This window comes from Sphingobacterium sp. UBA6320, from assembly GCF_002440335.1.
GTDB lineage: Bacteria > Bacteroidota > Bacteroidia > Sphingobacteriales > Sphingobacteriaceae > Sphingobacterium.
The window spans coordinates 140,978-159,257 of the sequence record NZ_DJTA01000030.1; the positions used below are offsets into that span (position 1 = coordinate 140,978).

Below are 18,280 nucleotides of genomic sequence, written 5' to 3' on the forward strand. Positions count from 1 at the left end.
TGAAATAATAATACTTTATATCGCTTTATTTTACATTGTTAATATTTTAATATCAACTATCTGGTATTCAGTTTGTTACGACATGTGTACCATCAAAACACTGATATCAGATGGTGATACACCTGATATTCTGGAAGCTTGACCTAGCGTCCTTGGTTTTACCTGTGCTAATTTTTGTCTCGCTTCTATCGATAGTGAAACTAAAGACGAATAATCAAAATCTGGATTGATTTCACGATCCTCCATTTTCTTCATGCGGTTAACAATCTCCATTTCTTTCTCAAAGTAGCTTTCATATTTGACTTTAATTTCCGCTTGCTCTATGGTCTCTTTGTCAAATTGGTTTAAGTACGACCCAAAATCTACATCTCCTTTTGCAAGATCATTTATATTGATTTGTGGTCTTCCCAGTAGGTTGACAAGTTTCGTTTTTTGAGAAATCAGGCTTGATCCTGCTTCCTCCAGTATCGGATTCATTTTATCTACTGTAGTTGAATTTTGTTTTAGATACTGAATAATGTTATCTGAGTTTTTGATTTTTTCGTTCACTTTGTTCAGTCGGTCGTCACCTACTAGTCCAAGTTTGTGTGCTATTGGTGTAAGTCTTATATCAGCGTTGTCTTGTCTCAGTAGTAAGCGGTGCTCTGCACGTGAAGTAAACATACGGTAAGGTTCATCAGTTCCTTTCGTCACTAAGTCATCAATAAGTACTCCGATGTACGATTCAGATCTTTTTAATATTAATTCTTTATCATCATTGATTCGTTGATGTGCATTGATACCTGCTATGAATCCTTGTGCTGCTGCTTCTTCATATCCAGTGGTACCATTGATCTGCCCTGCAAAAAAGAGATGCTTCACAATAAGAGTTTCCAACGTTAGATCGAGTTGCATCGGTGGAAAGAAATCATACTCGATGGCATACCCCGGTCGGTACATTTTTGCATTTTCAAATCCTGGAATTAGTCTTAGCGCTTTTTGCTGTACATCTTCTGGCAACGAAGTAGAGAAACCATTTACGTAAATCTCGACAGTATTCCATCCCTCTGGTTCGACAAAGATCTGGTGTCTTTCGCGTTCTGCAAATCGGTTGATCTTATCTTCTATGGATGGACAGTAACGTGGGCCTAAACCTTTAATTCTTCCTGTAAACATCGGCGACCTTTCGAATCCAGTCTTCAACATTTCATGTACTTTGTCATTGGTATAGGTGATCCAGCAACAACGTTGCTCTGTTGGTAAGGGTACATCAGTATAGGAAAATTTACCCCTATTATCATCACCCCATTGTTCTTCCATGAGCGCATAATTGAGACTGCGTCCATCGATTCTTGGAGGTGTACCGGTCTTCATTCTTCCCGATTCAAATCCTAATGATACCAATTGTTCAGTCAGACCTGTAGCAGCCTTCTCTCCTGTTCTACCGCCACCGAATTTCTTTTCACCAATATGGATCACGCCATTTAGGAATGTACCATTTGTTAGCACGACTGCATCAGCTTCTATTTCTATACCCAACGAAGTAATGACGCCACACGCTTTACCATTTTTCACGATCACTTCTTTTACGGTATCTTGCCACATATCTAATGTAGGCAGTGCTTCCAATTGAAGTCTCCATTCTTCAGCAAAACGCATACGGTCATTTTGTGTTCTTGGGCTCCACATCGCTGGACCTTTTGACAGGTTCAACATTCTAAATTGGATAGTTGACTTATCTGCAATGATACCTGTATAGCCACCCATCGCATCGATCTCTCTTACGATTTGTCCTTTTGCTACTCCACCTATTGCAGGGTTACAACTCATTTGAGCAATAACGCCCATATTCATGGTGATGAGAAGTACAGATGAACCTAAGTTTGCTGCTGCGGCAGCGGCCTCGCAGCCAGCATGACCAGCACCTACTACGACAACGTTATATTTTTTAAACATCTTATTTTATTTCAAAGTTCCACGTGAAACGTGAGAATCGACTATTCTATTTTTTTATTTTATTCCTATACGTTTCACGTGAAACGTATAGGAACTGTATTACATTAAATCTGCAAGATGCATCCATCTTTCTGATTTTGCATCTATATTATTCTTTATATTTTCTATTTCTGTTGCTATGTTAGAAAGTTCTACATGGTCTACCGTTTCCAGTAACAACTTATTCTTTGCTACTAGCACGGCTTCTAGCTCTTGTATTTCTTTCTCTAATTTATCGTACTCCAATTGCTCTTTATACGATAGCTTTTTCTTCTCCTCTTTTACTACTTCTTTCTTTTGAACTGGAATATCTTTTTTCTGCTTTTGATCTTTTAGTAATTGATCTTGTTCAATTTTGTAATCTGCGTAGTTACCATTGTAGATGTCAATTTTCCCCTCGCCTTCAAAGATGAACAATTGCTCTGTTAATTTGTCTAATAGATACCTATCGTGAGATACTAAAATAAGTACTCCACTATAGTTCATCAGAAAATCTTCCAGTACATTTAAGGTGTCGATATCAAGATCATTAGAAGGCTCATCCAGTATAAGAAAGTTTGGGTTCAACATCAAGACACGCATCAGTTGTAAACGCTTACGTTCACCCCCACTTAGTTTATTGACAAAACCAAATTGCTTTTCGGGTGGAAATAAAAAATGCGTTAATAATTGTGAAGCAGTGATGACTTCACCATTGGCCATCTTAATATATTCGGCCACGTTTTTAACGACGTCTAATACACGATCGCCTTCATTGACTTCCAGACCTCCCTGTTTGTAATACCCATACACCGTAGTTTCTCCTACTGAAATATGACCACTAGTCACATTTTCAATTTGTGTTATTAGATTTAGAAAAGTAGATTTACCAGTACCATTTTTTCCTGCCAAACCAATACGATCTCCTTTTTTGAAAACATATGAAAAATCACTGATGATTACTTTATCTCCATAGTTTTTAGAGATATGTTCCAATTCTAAAATTTTTGATCCTTGTCTGCTGATCTTCATACTCAACTGAACAGAATCATTTGCCTTCTGGGCTTTTGATTTATCTTCAAGTTCGTAATATGCATCTATCCTTGATTTGGATTTTGTACCACGTGCTTGTGGTTGTCTTCTCATCCATTCCAATTCGCGACGTAAGAGATTTCTACTGCGCTCAACCATCACGGCATCGATGGCTTCACGGTCGGACTTCTTTTCTAAGAAATAAGAATAATTACCTTTATAAGTAAACAGCTTGCCCCTATCTAACTCTCTAATTTCAGTACAGATATTATCCAAAAAGTATCTATCGTGTGTCACCAATAGCACTGTTTTATTTCCTGTTGTCAACAGTTTTTCTAACCATTCGATCGTTTCGATATCTAGATGATTGGTAGGCTCATCTAGAATATATACATCTGGCTCATCGATTAAAAGCTTAGCAAGTGCAAGTCGTTTACGTTGACCCCCTGAAAGACTTTTGATATCTTGATGAAAATCGACAATGTTAAGTCTATTTAAAATAGTCTTGATATTATATTCGTATTCCCAAGCATTTAATGTTGTGATCTTCTCTGTAAGTTCTTCCAGTTTATTCTGATCGATTTCAGGCATAGCCAAAAGCTCTTCGTAATCTCTGATCAGTCGTTGTTCTTCGTTGTCTGTGGAATAAATAAAATCGTTAATAGAAGTCAGTCCATCGTACTTTGGATCTTGATCCAAAAAACCGATTTTAATTCCTTTTTCTTTAACAACTTTTCCGGAGGTAGGTTCTAATTTGCCACCTAATATGGAGAGAAGGGTTGATTTTCCTGTTCCGTTGATACCGACTAAGGCTACTCTATCCCCTTTTAGAAGTCCAAAATGTAAATCTTTAAAAAGCCATCTGTCATGAAATGAATGACTTACTTGTTCAGTTGCTAATATACTCACGTTAATTTCCTAATTTTCTTTGTTCAATAATTTTGCATAAAAAATCTATATATCTGATTATCAGTATATTGACTTTGAAATATAAGTATACAGATACCTCTGTATGAAAAAAAGTTATATATATCCTCCAATATTCAAAAATATGAAGGGGTAATAAATTATATGCAATAGTTAGCTTTATTGCTAACGTTATTATTTTATAAAGAGTAAATGATAAAACATCATTTAATTAAGAATTTTGGTACGTTGATCTCCTAACAACTGTATGCCCTGACTATCCTGATATTGATTATCTATTGAAAAATAGGTAATGCAGAATACAGGCATTTATCAATTTGATTATTTATCATGGATCAAATCGATAAATGTACCATGCAAAAGTAAGTAATTTCCGCCTTTTTGTATGTAATCTTATGAGAAGATGTATAGAAGATGAAATGCAGGTGATATTGACCTAGTTCAATACATAGTTTGCGATCAAGTTGAATCTTGGTATATCCACCTTAAAGGTAGTTTCGTCTATCAATTTAACCATGTTATAATGTCCTTCCATATAACCCATTTCACTTTTTAAATTGCAACCAGATGTATACTGATGCATTTGTCCAGGTTCGATAATGGGTTGCTCACCAACAATACCATCTCCGTACACTTCATTGTGATCTCCGATTGAATCGAAAATATTCCAATAGCGACTTATGAGCTGGATACTGTAATCACTTAAGTTTTCTATACTTATTTGATAAGCAAACATAAAATGATCTCTTTCTGGATTTGAATATTCTGGTTGAAAAATGCATTCTACCGAAATCTTTATTCCTTCTGTAATTTGAGTCGTCATATGAGTAATTTCTGCTTTGCAACTAAGTTACTAATAATGAGATTAAATACTCAAGAAATAAGAAGGTTTTACATTAAATTGAAAAACCATATGTGATATGGTCGACATTTTAGTAGGTTTGTAAATATGGAAAAAGGTACGTTATTTTTAATTCCAGTTCCACTTAGTGAACAAGCTTCGGCCAAATCATACACTTCTTATTTAGTGGAAACGATCAATAGCTTGGATGAATATATTGTGGAGAATGAAAAAACTGCACGTAAGTTTTTAAAACAGGCAGGCTTGAAAATTCCTCAGCAAGATTTGATAATATATGACTATGGTAAGCATGCTAGAGAAAAAGGAAATATTAAGGATTTCTTCAAAGGTTTATTAGCAGGTAAAAATGTTGGATTGATGTCTGAGGCCGGTTGTCCCGGCGTTGCTGACCCTGGTGCTGATATCGTAGCAGAAGCCCACCGGATCGGTGTCAAGGTTGTACCTTTGGTAGGACCAAGTTCTATTTTGCTGGCTTTAATGTCTTCTGGGTTTAGTGGACAAAAATTTGCTTTTCAAGGTTACTTACCGATCGATAAGGCTGATCGTACCAAAAGAATAAAAGAATTGGAGATCCAGGCATCAAAAGAAAATCAGACCCAAATTTTTATTGAAACTCCATTTCGAAATAATCAGCTATTGGCTGAACTTTTGAAAACATGTAAGGGACAGACAAAACTGTGCATCGCATGCGATCTAACAGATGAACATGAATTTATTAAAACAATGACGGTAGAACAGTGGAAAAAGAGGACGGATGATTTCCATAAAAGACCTGCTATATTTTTAATGTATTCATGAGGTTCTCCCCTACCCTATTGAGATTTAAATCACCTTATTCATAATAAAGTTGCTTAAAAAGGCTTTTAAGGATATTTCATAAGGTAAGTAAGTACTTATTTACCTCTTATTTTTTAGCATCATTATGCTGCATCCATGGTGGCTTTGTCTGCTGCTGATAAAATTGATGATGTGTAGTTGACTAAATTGAGAGTGCTTGTTGAGTATATGTTGTTGATTATAAGTGTTATATTTGTTTATATGTTAATATGAATTTTAGTATTGACTACAAAAGGTACTATATATCAGCCGAGTCATCTTACGATCGGTCATGTGCTATGCCCCACCCTGTTTGAATGATGTTGGATGATTTTACCTTACTAACAAATTATCAGAAATGATGATCTGTAATTTTTTAAGAATTGCTAAAAAAATAAAATTAAAGTGATAGAACTGGCGGGTGATCATAAATCCACAGATAAAGAAACTAAAAGATTTGGTATATTTACTGCATCACGAGAACTAGCATAGATGAATCAAGAAGAATTACAAGAACAGCTCTTGAAAGAATTTTCAAAACCTGAAGTTATGTATACTGCAATTGCGGTTTTGGTCGTTCATATTGTTATTTGGTTATTTTTTGCCAATACGATGCGAAAAACATTAAAACTGATAGCAACCGAGAACCAGTGTATAAAACCTAACCAAGTATTTGGTGTGGCCATTCCTTTGTTTAATATCTATTGGAATTTTGAAGTTGCGAGACGTTTACGAGATTCTTTAATCAATGAATTTTTCGATCGTAAGATTGCCATTGACGAAGCGCCCACTTATAAAAAAGGATCGCTCTACGGATGGGTTTATTTAGTGAAAAATTTACCTTTACCGGCCTTTATTTCAGTTATTGCAGTAGTTTTTCAATTTGTTACTTTGATCAATTATTGGGTGGAAATCAACAATTATAAACGTATATTAGAGCAACATAATACTTTTAGATCACAAGAAGAATTAGAGAAAGAGCATGAAGATTAAGGAAGTTACGGCTTATCTGGAACAGATAGCTCCATTAGATTTGCAGGAGTCCTATGACAACTCAGGGTTGATCGTGGGAGATCCGGATCAAGATATTTCAAAAATATTAATTTCTTTGGATTGCACTGAAGCTGTTGTTGCTGATGCAATTGCAAAAGGATGTAATTTAATTATTTCTCATCACCCTATTGTCTTTAAGGGCCTGAAAAGATTTAATGGAAATAATTATGTGGAGCGCACCGTTATTAAAGCAATTCAACACGATATTGCGCTGTATGCGATTCATACCAATTTGGATAATGTCACAGGAGGAGTTAACACGAAGATTGCTTCTTTGCTATCGCTTCAAAATCAAGCTATTTTGGAGCCAAAATCCGATCTTTTGTATAAATTGGTGGTGTATGTTCCGAGAAGCCATGTTGAATTGGTGAGAGAGGCGCTTTTTGAAGCAGGTGCAGGTCAGGTCGGGGCTAAATATGATCAATGCAGTTTCAATACGGCTGGTTACGGTACATTTAGACCTCAAGAAGATGCACAGCCTGCAATTGGTGAAATAGGTCTTCAGGAGCGTGTTGAGGAGACGCGTATTGAGGTTGTCTATACCAAGGCTATCGAAAGAAAAGTATTATTGGCCATGTACGAAGCTCATCCTTATGAAGAGGTCGCCTATGATACGATAAAATTGGAAAATAAAAATCAAGAAGTCGGAGCTGGTGTTATTGGAAATTTAGAAAATCCGTTATCAGAGCTGGACTTTTTGGCTTATTTAAAAAATAAATTAAATCTTAATGTTATTAGACATACCGCTTTACAGGGTAAGGCTGTATCGCGGGTTGCTGTTTGCGGGGGTGCTGGTGGTTTTTTGCTACCTGCTGCTAAACGATCAGGAGCTGATTTTTTTGTAACTGCAGACTATAAATATCATGAGTTTTTTGATGCAGAAAATAAAATTGTGATTGCCGATATTGGTCATTATGAAAGCGAACAATTTACGCAAGAATTATTGTTCGATATAATTACAGAAAAATTTCCTAACTTTGCAGTCCTAATAACAGAAGTAGATACAAATCCTATAAAACACTATTGTTGATGGAACAAACCGTAGAACAAAAATTGAAAGCATTATGGTTATTACAGGCCATACATACTAAAGTAGATAAAATTCGCCAAATTAGAGGTGAATTACCTATCGAGGTTGCAGATCTTGAAGATGAAATTGCGGGCTTAGAAACACGTATCGAAAAGATCAGAACAGACTTAGATGAGTTAGAAGATTCGATCGTTAAGCGTAAAAACATGATTAAAGACGCTCAATTGGCTATCAAAAAATATGAAAGCCAACTGAACGAAGTAAAGAATAATCGTGAATATGATGCTATTTCGAAAGAAATTGAAATTCAAGGATTAGAAATCCAAGTTTGTGAGAAAAGAATCAAAGAATTCGAATTCGAGATTCGTAATAAAACAGAAAACTACGATACTACAGTATCTAATTTAGATTATAGTAAAAGTGAGTTAGAAGGTAAAAAGAAAGAATTGGAAACAATTACTTCTGAAACTCAAAAAGACGAAGATGATTTGTTAGCTAAAGCTGAAAAAGCAGAAGAAAACATTGATGAGCGTTTAAATAAAGTATATTACCGTTTACGTAATTCATTTAAAAATGGTCTAGCAGTTGTTTCTATCGACCGTGATAGCTGTTCGGGCTGTCATAATAAGATTCCTGCTCAATTGCAATCAGAAATTCGTCAACGCAAAAAAATCATTATCTGTGAACACTGTGGACGTGTTTTAGTAGATGAAGGTGTTGTTTTGGAAATAGAACAAGATTACGGGTTTTAATAGCCCATACATATCGATATTGAAGCCCCTTTTGAAAAATTGGGGCTTTTCTTATTGCAACTTATTTGATATAAATAGTTTGTGTGTATAAAATGATAAATTATTGATTATTTTTGTAACACAATAAAAACCCTATTTTATTATTCAATATATGTTAAAACCTAAACTTAGATTTTTAGGATTAGTAATAGCTTTATCGGGTGCTTTTGCAGTAGAAGCCCAAGAAACTTTATTATTAAGAAGTCCTAGTGTGAGTGCCGATCATGTTGCATTTGTATATGGCGGCGATATTTGGATTTCGGATAAATCTGGAGCCAATCCAAGAAGACTAACCACAAACCCAGGAGTTGAACAAAATCCGATTTTCTCACCGGATGGCAAACAGATCGCTTTTACTGGAAATTATGATGGTAATACCGACGTCTATGTCCTCCCTATTCAGGGTGGTGAACCTAAACGAATTACTTTTCATCCTTCGTCAGATGTATTGAGAGGTTGGTTAAATAACAACGAAGTGTATTATACCACTACACGTGAGTATAACTATGCGCTAAGTCCGCGTTTATATTCGTCATCGACTACAGGATTGACATTGGACAAAGCGCTGCCCATGCCCGAAGCCTATCAAGGTAGTCCATCAAAAGATGGCCGCTATTGGGCTTATATCAAAAACACTGATCCTACTGAGCGTGATCGTGTCGCTTTTAAGCGTTATAGAGGCGGTGGTATGCCTTCAATTTGGATATTTGATACCAAGACTAATCAAATCGAAACCATCCCTGGAGAACGCTGTAATGACGTGAAACCTGTTTGGTTAGGAGACCAAGTTTATTTCCTATCTGACCGAGATAAAATTGTCAATATCTTTTCTTACGATGTAAAATCGAAGAAAGTGAATAAATTGACCAACTTTACCGATTATGATGTCAGAACTTTAGCTGGAAATGGTTCTGAATTGACTTTCGAACAGGCAGGAAAAATCCATATTTTTAATATCAAGGCGCAATCGTCAACTGCTTTACAGATTCATGTAAGTAGTGATGCTCTTTACAAAAGACCGCATTATGATAATATGCGCGATGATATCCGCAATTTCACGATTTCTCCGACAGGTCAGCGTGCGCTTATTGAAGCGCGTGGCGAGATTTTTTCCGTACCCAAAGAAAAAGGTGAAGCGCGCAATATTTCAAATTCTCCAGGCGTGCATGACCGTTTCCCAAGCTGGTCTCCCAATGGTAAGTGGATTTCTTATATTTCAAGCGAGAAAGGAAAATATGTACTCCAATTACGGGATCAATTAGGAAAAGATGAACCATTGATCTATAACTTGGGTGAAACAAATTTTTATTTTGAACCTACTTGGTCACCAGATTCTAAAAAACTTTTTTATAATGATTCACATCTGAATCTATTCTACATCGATATCGATACGAAGAAAATAGTGCTGGTGGACGCTGATAAAGAAAGTGCACAGACAGGTCGTGTTTTCAATCATTTTCAACCAAGCTGGTCTCCAGACTCAAAATGGATTTCTTATATAAAAACACTTCCAAATGCTGTTCCGGCGATGTTTTTGTATAATATAGATACCAAAAAGAGTACACAGATTACGGATGGAATGAGTGCCATTAGATCGACTTCGTTCAGCAGAGACGGCAAGTATCTATTCTTTACAGCTAGTACCAATGTTGGATTGACCAATTCGGGCCTGCATATGTCAGCAACAGAACGTCGTGCTAACTATGAAGCATATGCCTTTATTCTATCGAGTAAAACACCTTCTATTTTCAAAAATGAAAGTGATGAAGAGACGATAAAAGATGATCAAACTGAAGGCGACAAGCCTAAGGAAGTGGAAAAGTCTGATAAGAAGAAGAAAGACGTCAAGAAAGATACTAAGAAAGAAGATACTAGTAAAGAACCTGCTAAACCGGTCGTACAGCCGACAGTAATAGATTTTGATCGTATCAATAACCGTATTGTTGCTCTCCCACTTGGAGATGGTATATACGGTATCAACGGATCTGTTGCCAATCAATTGACTTATGTGAAGAACGGGACACTCTATGCCTATGATTTTACAGAGTTGAAAGAGAAAGATCTTGTTGCTGGTATCCGTGCGTATGCGATCAGTGCCGATGGCAAGAAAATGATTATTCAGACAAGTGCAGGTATTAGTATTGTAACTGCTGGTCAGAAAGTCGCTACTCCAACAACGGGTGTATTAAAACTAGATAATATCAAGCAGTTAGTAGATCCAGTTGCCGAGTGGAAACAGATCTTTGATGAGGTATGGGCGATGCAGAAAGACTATTTCTACGTTGAAAATATGCATGGCGCAGATTGGAATGCGATTAAAACAAAGTACGAAAAGTTCTTACCGTATGTAAGCCATCGCTCTGATCTGGGATATTTACTGAACGAGATGATGGGTGAAATGGTGGTTGGACATAATTATATTTATCCAGGTGATCAACCTTCTGGTCCTTCGGTAAGTGTAGGGGTACTGGGTGCTGATTATAAGATTGAAAATGGATTTTATAAAATTGATAAGATCTTTACACGCTTAGATTGGAACCCATCGTTTAAAGCGCCTTTGTCAGAACCTGGGTTAAACATTACACCTGGCATGTATTTAGTAGCTGTCAATGGTATAGCTGTGACTGCAGATATGGACTTGTATAGTTTATTTGACAATACTGTTGGAAAGCAGCTGAGCATTAAAGTCAATTCAAAGCCTAGTTTGGTTGGTGCTAAAGAATATGTCGTTAAGCCAATATCATTCTCTGATGAGATGAGCTTGAGAAGTGCTGAGTGGATGGAGCGCAATAGAAAACGTGTTGAAGACTTGAGTAAAGGACAGATTGCTTACATCTATATGCCTAATACCGGTGGTGAAGGATATACTGCTTTTAACCGTTACTATTTCTCTCAAATGGACAAAAAGGCGGTTCTGATTGATGAGCGCAATAATGGTGGTGGTTGGGTTGCCGATTACGTGATCGATTTATTATCCCGTGATTTAATAGCCGGATGGGGAATACGGGACGGAAAGGGATTCAATACTCCAGGTAATGGTATCTATGGGCCGAAAGCCATGATCATAAATGAAAATGCAGGCTCTGGTGGTGATATGATGCCGTACATGTTCCGTCATAAAGGTTTAGGAAAATTAGTAGGTCGTACTACTATGGGAATCTTAGTGGGTATCAGTGGTTATCCTCCTTTATTGGATGGCGGCAGAATTACTTCTCCAAACTTTGGTGTATATGATCTAAAAGGGAATTATATTATTGAAAACGAGGGTGTTGCTCCTGATATTTTTGTTGAGCAAACACCAAAGGACCTCTTAGAAGGTCGTGATCCTCAGTTGGAAAAAACTGTTCAAATCTTGTTGGAAGAAATGAAAACTTATCCATACAAGAATTTGAAAAAACCAGCAGATCCGATTCGTGTCAATTAATCTTTGATAACAGTAGATATAGAAGCCAGTTTCATCACTCATGAAACTGGCTTCTTTTTTATATACGGTGATCGTAAAGAAATGCTTTTAAAACCAATCGCTTTTGGAAGAATTTGAGGTAATAAAATTTAAATATGATATCTTTATGAAATAAATTATTTGCGATACATGGAAGAATTAGGGATAAAAATAAAGCCAGGTAAGTCATTATTTAGGCTATTGTTATACATGATAGTTTTGGGTACAAGTATTCAGTTGGTATTAATGGGCTTGGTACTTTTGGTTATGAAGATCATGAATCCCGATAGCCCACTCAGTTTTTCGTTTTTTCAAGAAAATACAGCTGCACTTAAGGGGATACTGCTGATGAGTAGTATTTTTACATTTATTGTACCGGCATGGACGTTATATCGCTCAGAATCAAGAGTAAATCATTATTTTGAGCGAACGGGAAATATTTCGTTAGTACAGTATCTGCTCGTCTTTGCATCTATGTTATGCTTTATTCCGATGATGTCTTTAATTGCGCATTGGAATGAATCTATGCAACTGCCAGATAGCCTACAGGGCATACAGCAGTGGATGAGGTCTAGTGAGGACAGTGCCGCGGTCATGACTAAGCAGATCGTAGAAGAATCTACCTGGTTGGGGTTATTTATCAATCTGATCATCTTGGCTGTCGTACCTGCGATAGGTGAAGAAATGGTATTTAGAGGTTGTCTTCAACATATATTTGGGCGGTGGATAACGAATAAACATGTGGTCATATGGTTGGTGGCTATTCTATTTAGTGCATTTCATCTGCAGTTCTTCGGATTCTTTCCAAGATTGCTACTTGGTGCTTTTTTTGGGTATCTTTATATCTGGAGTAAAAACATATATTTACCGATTTTCGGACACTTTATTAATAACGCAAGTGCCACGATAACAGCGTTCTATTATACAAGAAAGGGAATCTCTTTTGAACAAATGAATGCTTTTGAGCAAGAACCATTTTGGGTTTATCTTGCAAGCTTAATATTTACTGTTATTTTTGTGGTATTATATTATCGTTCAACTAAAAAAATACCACATGGAGCAAGATTGGAAGAAGATTAAAGTCTATACAAATGCAATAGAAGCTGAAATCGTCAAACAAATGTTAGAAGAAAGCGGTATCCCAGCTATCGTATTGAATAAGCAAGATTCCTCTTATCTGGTATTTGGTAAGATTGAACTGTACGTCAACCAACAAGACGAAGAGCAAGCCATCATGCTGATTGATTCCACGATAGAAAAAGAAGATTAAGATGAAAACTAGAGCTATTACAGGTTTTTTCTTTATCGTGGTTATGGTTGGTGCGATGCTTTTAGGTGCTGAAGTTTTTCTGGGCTTCTTTACCTTATTGAGTGCTTGGTGTTTGTTTGAGTTCTATGGCATCGTGAGTTCCGAAGACCGGAAACCGAACAAGTTTCTAGGTATATTGACGTCATCAGCACTGTTTATAACGACTGCATGCTATAGTTTAGGGTGGCTAGAAGCAAAATTTATATTGTTGTTCATTCCATCACTTTTAGCGATATATATTCATGCACTTTACCAAAAAAGGGACTTTCCTTTTAATGATATTGGCTTTACGATTTTAGGAATTCTGTATGTTGGATTTCCCTTCTATTGTTTTACAAGATTAGGTTATATTTCTGGTGATTTTAACCACTTTTTGCCTTTGGGGTTTATGATTCTACTCTGGACCAGTGATACCGGAGCTTATTTGGCAGGTAGGTCTTTGGGAAAGCATAAACTATTTGAACGCATTTCGCCTAAGAAAACGTGGGAAGGATTTTTTGGTGGCATTGTATTAGCCGTGTTAGTCTCCCTGTGTTTAGCGCATTTTTTTGAAACAATACCGCAATGGCAATGGATAGTTACTGCGATTATCATTGGCGTATTTGGCACATTGGGTGATTTGGTTGAGTCCATGCTTAAGAGAAGCTTAAATGTGAAGGATTCAGGAAATATCTTACCTGGTCACGGTGGTTTTTTAGATCGATTTGATGGATTATTAATAGCTGGACCTTTGGTTTATTTATTTTTGTATTTGGTCAATTAGGATTATATATTTATGGCACATATCAATCAAAATACTTTTACGTTTTTAAAAGATTTACAAAATAACAATACACGAGAGTGGTTTGCGGAAGAAAAGGACCGCTATGAGGCAGCGTTAGCTGATGTCCGTTTATTTGTGGCAGATTTGATTATCGAATTATCCAAATTTGATCCTCATATCACAACCGATATTCAGGCCAATAAATGTTTGTTTCGTATCTACCGTGATACCCGTTTTTCAAAAGATAAAACCCCATATAAGAATTGGTTTGGAGCAGGGATTTCCAAAGATGGCCGTAAATTAGATGGTCCAGAGTATTATATTCATATATCACCGGAAAATTCATTTATCGCTTGTGGTTATTGGCGTCCGGAAAAGAAACATCTAGATGCTATTCGTCAAGAAATAGATTATAATGGAGACAAATTTAACCGTATTGTTGCCGAATTAAAAGAGTTAGGCGGTCTGGAATTAGAAACTGAAGATAAACTCAAACGCCCTCCTGCGGGATATGATGCCGATCATACTGCGATTGAGTTTTTAAAATTAAAAAGCTTCGTTAGTCATAAGAGCTTAACCAATAGTGATTTGACGGATAAAAAAGCCTTAGAAAATATCATCGATTCGTACAAAATCATGCTTCCGTTGAAGCAGTATCTGCATGAGGCGATCGACAATGATTAGTCTTATTGTGGAAGACTAATTTTACCCATACAGACAGCAGGTGAGTCTTTTATTTGACTCACATTGTCTGCGTTGCCGACTAATGTTTCATTGGCTAAAAGGGCAAATAAGACGGCTTCTTTAGCATCAGGATCAATGCCGAGATCAGCAAATGAGCTTACCAGATGCTGCGGTAATCCAGCTTTTATTTTATCAATTAATAAAGGATTGTGCAAACCTCCGCCACTGACATAGATATGTACTTGATTGAGGTGCTGCGATTGTTTTTGGATAGCAGTGACAATACATGTTGCCGTAAATTGATTTAATGTCGCCATGATATCCTCAGGACTGATGCCTAGACAATCGGATTTCATTTGACAGCTTTTCAAATAATCTAAATTAAATAATTCGGGACCGGTGGTTTTAGGGAATTCATCTTGCAAAAACGGTTCTTTAAGAAGTTCATGAAGTAAAGGTTCAATGACTTTGCCTTTTTTTGCAATTGCTGCATCTTTATCCATTTCGATATGAAACGATTCTTTTGCAAATTGATTCATCATAGTATTTCCTGGTCCAATGTCCGTTGCAAAGGCTTTTTGATCACTACCTTGATTTGGAATAAACGTATAATTTGCGATTCCTCCAATATTTAATAAAAAACGATTTTCTACAGGGTGCGAAAAAAGTAAGTAGTCACCGTAGGCTGCTAAAGGAGCTCCTTCCCCACCGGCAGCAATATGTTTTTGTCTAAAATCAGAAATGGTAATTATGCCTGTTTTGACCGCAATATGATCCCCATCTCCGATCTGAAGCGTACTATTGGGCATGGATGTATCTTTTGTGAGGCTTTGTGGGGCATGGTAGACCGTCTGTCCATGGCTCGCAATACAGTCAATATCTTCTTTGGATATTCCCCACTTTTGAAGAGCCTGATTGATCAGTGCTGCATGGACATGTCCAATATAGGCATTCAGACCACTTAACAGCTGCTGATCAATAGATCTTTTAGCAAATATACCTCTGATATATGTTCTAAACTCATCGTCGTAATCCATCGTTATAAAATTTTCTAAGCTTACGACGGTAGATTTACCATTATTACTAATTTTACAGAGTGCAATATCGAGCCCATCTAAGGAAGTTCCTGACATAAGACCGATAATGAAACGGCTATCTTTTTTTGCAATTCTGTAAAGTTTTTCAATCATTGAGTTCATAGGTTAAAAGTAGGAACAAAATAGCAGAGAACACACAAGATTTTTGTGATATCAATATATTTTGTAACTTCATGGCGTAATTAAATAGAAGATTAAAAAAAAATAAAATGAATTTTCCAGCTGAATTAAAATACACTAAAGATCACGAATGGATTCGTGTTGAAGGTGATGAGGCCGTTATTGGTATTACTGATTTTGCGCAACGTGAGTTAGGCGATATCGTATTTGTAGACATCAACACAATTGGTGAAGAAGTAGCTGCAAACGAAATTTTTGGAACGATCGAAGCTGTAAAAACTGTTTCCGATTTATTCATTCCAGTTACAGCTACAGTTTTATCTGTTAATGAAGCAATCGATGCTTCACCAGAATTAGTAAACTCAGATCCATATGGAGAAGGTTGGATTATTCGTATTAAATTGAATAATGCAGCTGATGTTGATGCTTTATTAACTGCTGATCAATATAAAGAAGAGATTAACGCGTAATTTTAAAACTTACGTTCAATAAAACCAGGAAAGAGCCGTCTACAAACGGCTCTTTCTTGGTTTTATAGGATTTCTATTTTGCTTGTGACATCTATATCATCTTTTTTGACTTTTGTTTCGATAGTCGCTGCTTTTAGATAATGTGTTTTGGGGTTTAACAGGTATTGTCCTGTCACTGAACCAATGGATTGTCCGTCAGCATTGATCTGACCTTCGGTAGTGATGGAGATACCATCAGCGGAGATGCTTTTAAGGGTATACGTTTGTTCTATTGGACCCAAAGCTTTATTATTGGAGATTGCTTTCCATTGTTCGCCCACCTTCAACTCCTTGCTCGGATATTCAAAAGCTGCTTCCTTCAACATATTCGGGTCAAAGAGATCATTGCCATCAGGAGCATCTTCGACATCTTTTACTTTTCCGTCCAAACTCATGACTGCTATAATTGGATTTTCCAGCATGGTTTTAACTTTTTCATGGATCTGTTTTGAAAACTCGTTAGCATCTGGATTTTTTGAATCATAGTTGATGGTCATCATACCTGCATCCATGGCCATGATCATCTCCGTAAATTTTGTTGAATACGTTATTGTGCTATCTGTGGCTGCCGTATTTGTCGTTAATGATAGCATAGTAGCATCAATCATAGTGCTTTGGGCTCCAGCATTGACATCTATTGTCATGTGCAATTTTTGCGCAATTGGATTATTAAGATCAGGCTTTAGCTTGAGTAATACTTTGTCTTGAGCATTAGAGGTCGTTATCAAGAAGAACGACAAAAATGCAAGTGAGAGGGGTTTGATCATGTAAAATAAGTTAGTATAATAAACCCTAAATTAAAAAAGTCCTTTGGTATACCAAAGGACTTTTTTAATTTAAGCAATATAAATGCTTTTATTTTTTGATGTAGGCAACTTCTTTTACAGCTTTTACCACTTTAGCTACACTTGGAAGTGCTGCTTCAATTAATGTTGCTGCATATGGAAGAGGTACGTCTGCTGCTGTAATACGAACAATCGGAGCATCTAGGTAATCAAATGCATTGCGTTGTACAGCATATGTAATTTCAGATGAAATTGATGCTAAAGGCCAAGCTTCTTCTACAATAACCAAACGATTTGTTTTCTTAACAGACTCAATAATCGTTGGGTAGTCAATAGGGCGTACAGAGCGTAAGTCAATTACTTCCACATTGATACCTTCTTTTGTCAATTCTTCGACAGCAGGTAATACAACACGTGGAACCATTTTACCGAAAGAAACGATGGTGACATCAGCACCTTCTTTTACCACATTAGCTTTACCAATAGGTAAGTAATATTCTTCTTCAGGCACATGACCTTTATCACCGTACATAACTTCAGATTCCATAAAAATAACTGGATCTGGATCGATGATAGCAGATTTTAATAAACCTTTTGCATCATATGGATTTGAAGGAACAACAACTTTTAATCCTGGAGTATTGGCGTACCAGTTCTCAAAATTTTGAGAGTGCTGTGCACCTAATTGTCCAGCGTTACCTGTTGGACCACGGAATACCATTGGAATAGAGAATTGACCTCCACTCATGGAACGAATCTTTGCAGCGGCATTGATAATTTGGTCAATAGCAACTAAAGAAAAGTTAAATGTCATGAATTCAACGATTGGTTTTAAACCATTCATCGCAGCACCTACTGCGATACCAGCAAAACCTAATTCTGCAATAGGTGTATCTATCACGCGTTTAGCTCCGAATTCATCCAGCATACCTTGGCTTACTTTATAAGCACCATTGTATTCTGCAACTTCTTCTCCTAATAAAAATATTGTTTCGTCTTTACGCATTTCTTCGTTCATCGCTTCACGAAGTGCTTCTCTGAATTGTATCTCTCTCATCAGTTGTAAAATAGTGTCAAATTTTAGATTACAAATCTACTATTTATTAT

General features: G+C 36.5%; 16 protein-coding genes. 10 read left to right on the plus strand and 6 right to left on the minus strand.

Annotation, left to right across the window (positions count from 1 at the left end; genetic code table 11):
• Positions 1-75: 75 nt before the first annotated feature.
• The 3 genes from mnmG to apaG all read right to left on the minus strand — a co-directional run bounded on the left by mnmG (position 76) and on the right by apaG (position 4,735).
• The gene (gene mnmG, locus B3P23_RS19560; protein WP_293928911.1) at positions 76-1,935 is read right to left on the minus strand and encodes a tRNA uridine-5-carboxymethylaminomethyl(34) synthesis enzyme MnmG; all 1,860 of its coding nucleotides are present in this window, start codon (positions 1,933-1,935) and stop codon (positions 76-78) included.
• Positions 1,936-2,034: 99 nt separating this feature from the next.
• On the minus strand, positions 2,035-3,894 hold the full coding sequence (locus B3P23_RS19565; RefSeq protein WP_293928913.1) for an ABC-F family ATP-binding cassette domain-containing protein: 1,860 nt from the start codon (positions 3,892-3,894) through the stop codon (positions 2,035-2,037).
• 454 nt (positions 3,895-4,348) lie between these two features.
• Positions 4,349-4,735: a Co2+/Mg2+ efflux protein ApaG gene (gene apaG / locus B3P23_RS19570; RefSeq protein WP_045754833.1), complete on the minus strand. Its 387-nt coding sequence runs from the start codon at positions 4,733-4,735 to the stop codon at positions 4,349-4,351.
• 126 nt (positions 4,736-4,861) lie between these two features.
• Between apaG and B3P23_RS19575 the strand changes: the two genes are divergently transcribed.
• The 9 genes from B3P23_RS19575 to B3P23_RS19615 all read left to right on the plus strand — a co-directional run bounded on the left by B3P23_RS19575 (position 4,862) and on the right by B3P23_RS19615 (position 14,662).
• Positions 4,862-5,572 (plus strand): SAM-dependent methyltransferase, encoded by a 711-nt coding sequence (locus tag B3P23_RS19575; RefSeq protein WP_248755123.1) that lies wholly within the window; start codon positions 4,862-4,864, stop codon positions 5,570-5,572.
• 510 nt (positions 5,573-6,082) lie between these two features.
• On the plus strand, positions 6,083-6,583 hold the full coding sequence (locus B3P23_RS19580; RefSeq protein ID WP_094771815.1) for a hypothetical protein: 501 nt from the start codon (positions 6,083-6,085) through the stop codon (positions 6,581-6,583).
• Positions 6,573-7,673, plus strand: a complete 1,101-nt coding sequence (locus B3P23_RS19585) for a Nif3-like dinuclear metal center hexameric protein (RefSeq protein WP_045754836.1) — start codon at positions 6,573-6,575, stop codon at positions 7,671-7,673. The genes B3P23_RS19580 and B3P23_RS19585 overlap by 11 nt, the downstream gene beginning before the upstream one ends.
• Positions 7,673-8,425, plus strand: coding sequence for a zinc ribbon domain-containing protein (locus B3P23_RS19590; RefSeq protein ID WP_045754837.1), 753 nt, complete (start codon positions 7,673-7,675; stop codon positions 8,423-8,425). The genes B3P23_RS19585 and B3P23_RS19590 overlap by 1 nt, the downstream gene beginning before the upstream one ends.
• A 151-nt stretch (positions 8,426-8,576) precedes the next feature.
• Positions 8,577-11,888: a S41 family peptidase gene (locus B3P23_RS19595; RefSeq protein WP_293928917.1), complete on the plus strand. Its 3,312-nt coding sequence runs from the start codon at positions 8,577-8,579 to the stop codon at positions 11,886-11,888.
• 168 nt (positions 11,889-12,056) lie between these two features.
• Positions 12,057-12,986, plus strand: coding sequence for a CPBP family intramembrane glutamic endopeptidase (locus B3P23_RS19600; protein WP_293928919.1), 930 nt, complete (start codon positions 12,057-12,059; stop codon positions 12,984-12,986).
• Positions 12,961-13,176: a putative signal transducing protein gene (locus tag B3P23_RS19605; RefSeq protein ID WP_045754840.1), complete on the plus strand. Its 216-nt coding sequence runs from the start codon at positions 12,961-12,963 to the stop codon at positions 13,174-13,176. The genes B3P23_RS19600 and B3P23_RS19605 overlap by 26 nt, the downstream gene beginning before the upstream one ends.
• Before the next feature lies 1 nt (position 13,177).
• Positions 13,178-13,978, plus strand: coding sequence for a phosphatidate cytidylyltransferase (locus B3P23_RS19610; RefSeq protein WP_293928922.1), 801 nt, complete (start codon positions 13,178-13,180; stop codon positions 13,976-13,978).
• 12 nt (positions 13,979-13,990) lie between these two features.
• Positions 13,991-14,662, plus strand: a complete 672-nt coding sequence (locus tag B3P23_RS19615) for a DUF2461 domain-containing protein (protein ID WP_045754842.1) — start codon at positions 13,991-13,993, stop codon at positions 14,660-14,662.
• 2 nt (positions 14,663-14,664) lie between these two features.
• Here B3P23_RS19615 and B3P23_RS19620 read toward each other — a convergent pair whose 3' ends face one another.
• Positions 14,665-15,852 carry an anhydro-N-acetylmuramic acid kinase gene (locus B3P23_RS19620; RefSeq protein WP_349681573.1) on the minus strand — a complete coding sequence of 396 codons (1,188 nt, stop codon included), beginning with the start codon at positions 15,850-15,852 and terminating at the stop codon, positions 14,665-14,667.
• A 116-nt stretch (positions 15,853-15,968) separates the two neighbouring features.
• On the opposite strand from B3P23_RS19620, the gene gcvH reads away from it, so the two are divergent.
• Entirely contained in the window at positions 15,969-16,349 is a 381-nt protein-coding gene (gcvH, locus tag B3P23_RS19625) for a glycine cleavage system protein GcvH (RefSeq protein ID WP_045753154.1), read from the plus strand.
• A gap of 62 nt (positions 16,350-16,411) precedes the next feature.
• Here the strand turns inward: gcvH and B3P23_RS19630 are convergent, their stop codons facing one another.
• Both B3P23_RS19630 and B3P23_RS19635 read right to left on the minus strand, forming a co-directional pair.
• Positions 16,412-17,155, minus strand: coding sequence for a DUF6263 family protein (locus tag B3P23_RS19630; RefSeq protein WP_293928926.1), 744 nt, complete (start codon positions 17,153-17,155; stop codon positions 16,412-16,414).
• Positions 17,156-17,243: 88 nt separating this feature from the next.
• Positions 17,244-18,230: a pyruvate dehydrogenase complex E1 component subunit beta gene (locus tag B3P23_RS19635; protein WP_045753152.1), complete on the minus strand. Its 987-nt coding sequence runs from the start codon at positions 18,228-18,230 to the stop codon at positions 17,244-17,246.
• Between the last annotated feature and the right edge of the window lie 50 nt (positions 18,231-18,280).

Coding starts and splice junctions, on each gene's coding strand:
- B3P23_RS19635 (WP_045753152.1), bottom strand. CDS start 18,230: ATGAGAGAGATACAATTCAGAGAAGCACTTCGTGAAGCGATGAACGAA.
- mnmG (WP_293928911.1), bottom strand. CDS start 1,935: ATGTTTAAAAAATATAACGTTGTCGTAGTAGGTGCTGGTCATGCTGGC.
- B3P23_RS19630 (WP_293928926.1), bottom strand. CDS start 17,155: ATGATCAAACCCCTCTCACTTGCATTTTTGTCGTTCTTCTTGATAACG.
- B3P23_RS19620 (WP_349681573.1), bottom strand. CDS start 15,852: ATGATTGAAAAACTTTACAGAATTGCAAAAAAAGATAGCCGTTTCATT.
- gcvH (WP_045753154.1), top strand. CDS start 15,969: ATGAATTTTCCAGCTGAATTAAAATACACTAAAGATCACGAATGGATT.
- B3P23_RS19600 (WP_293928919.1), top strand. CDS start 12,057: ATGGAAGAATTAGGGATAAAAATAAAGCCAGGTAAGTCATTATTTAGG.
- apaG (WP_045754833.1), bottom strand. CDS start 4,735: ATGACGACTCAAATTACAGAAGGAATAAAGATTTCGGTAGAATGCATT.
- B3P23_RS19580 (WP_094771815.1), top strand. CDS start 6,083: ATGAATCAAGAAGAATTACAAGAACAGCTCTTGAAAGAATTTTCAAAA.
- B3P23_RS19595 (WP_293928917.1), top strand. CDS start 8,577: ATGTTAAAACCTAAACTTAGATTTTTAGGATTAGTAATAGCTTTATCG.
- B3P23_RS19615 (WP_045754842.1), top strand. CDS start 13,991: ATGGCACATATCAATCAAAATACTTTTACGTTTTTAAAAGATTTACAA.
- B3P23_RS19605 (WP_045754840.1), top strand. CDS start 12,961: ATGGAGCAAGATTGGAAGAAGATTAAAGTCTATACAAATGCAATAGAA.
- B3P23_RS19575 (WP_248755123.1), top strand. CDS start 4,862: ATGGAAAAAGGTACGTTATTTTTAATTCCAGTTCCACTTAGTGAACAA.
- B3P23_RS19610 (WP_293928922.1), top strand. CDS start 13,178: ATGAAAACTAGAGCTATTACAGGTTTTTTCTTTATCGTGGTTATGGTT.
- B3P23_RS19585 (WP_045754836.1), top strand. CDS start 6,573: ATGAAGATTAAGGAAGTTACGGCTTATCTGGAACAGATAGCTCCATTA.
- B3P23_RS19590 (WP_045754837.1), top strand. CDS start 7,673: ATGGAACAAACCGTAGAACAAAAATTGAAAGCATTATGGTTATTACAG.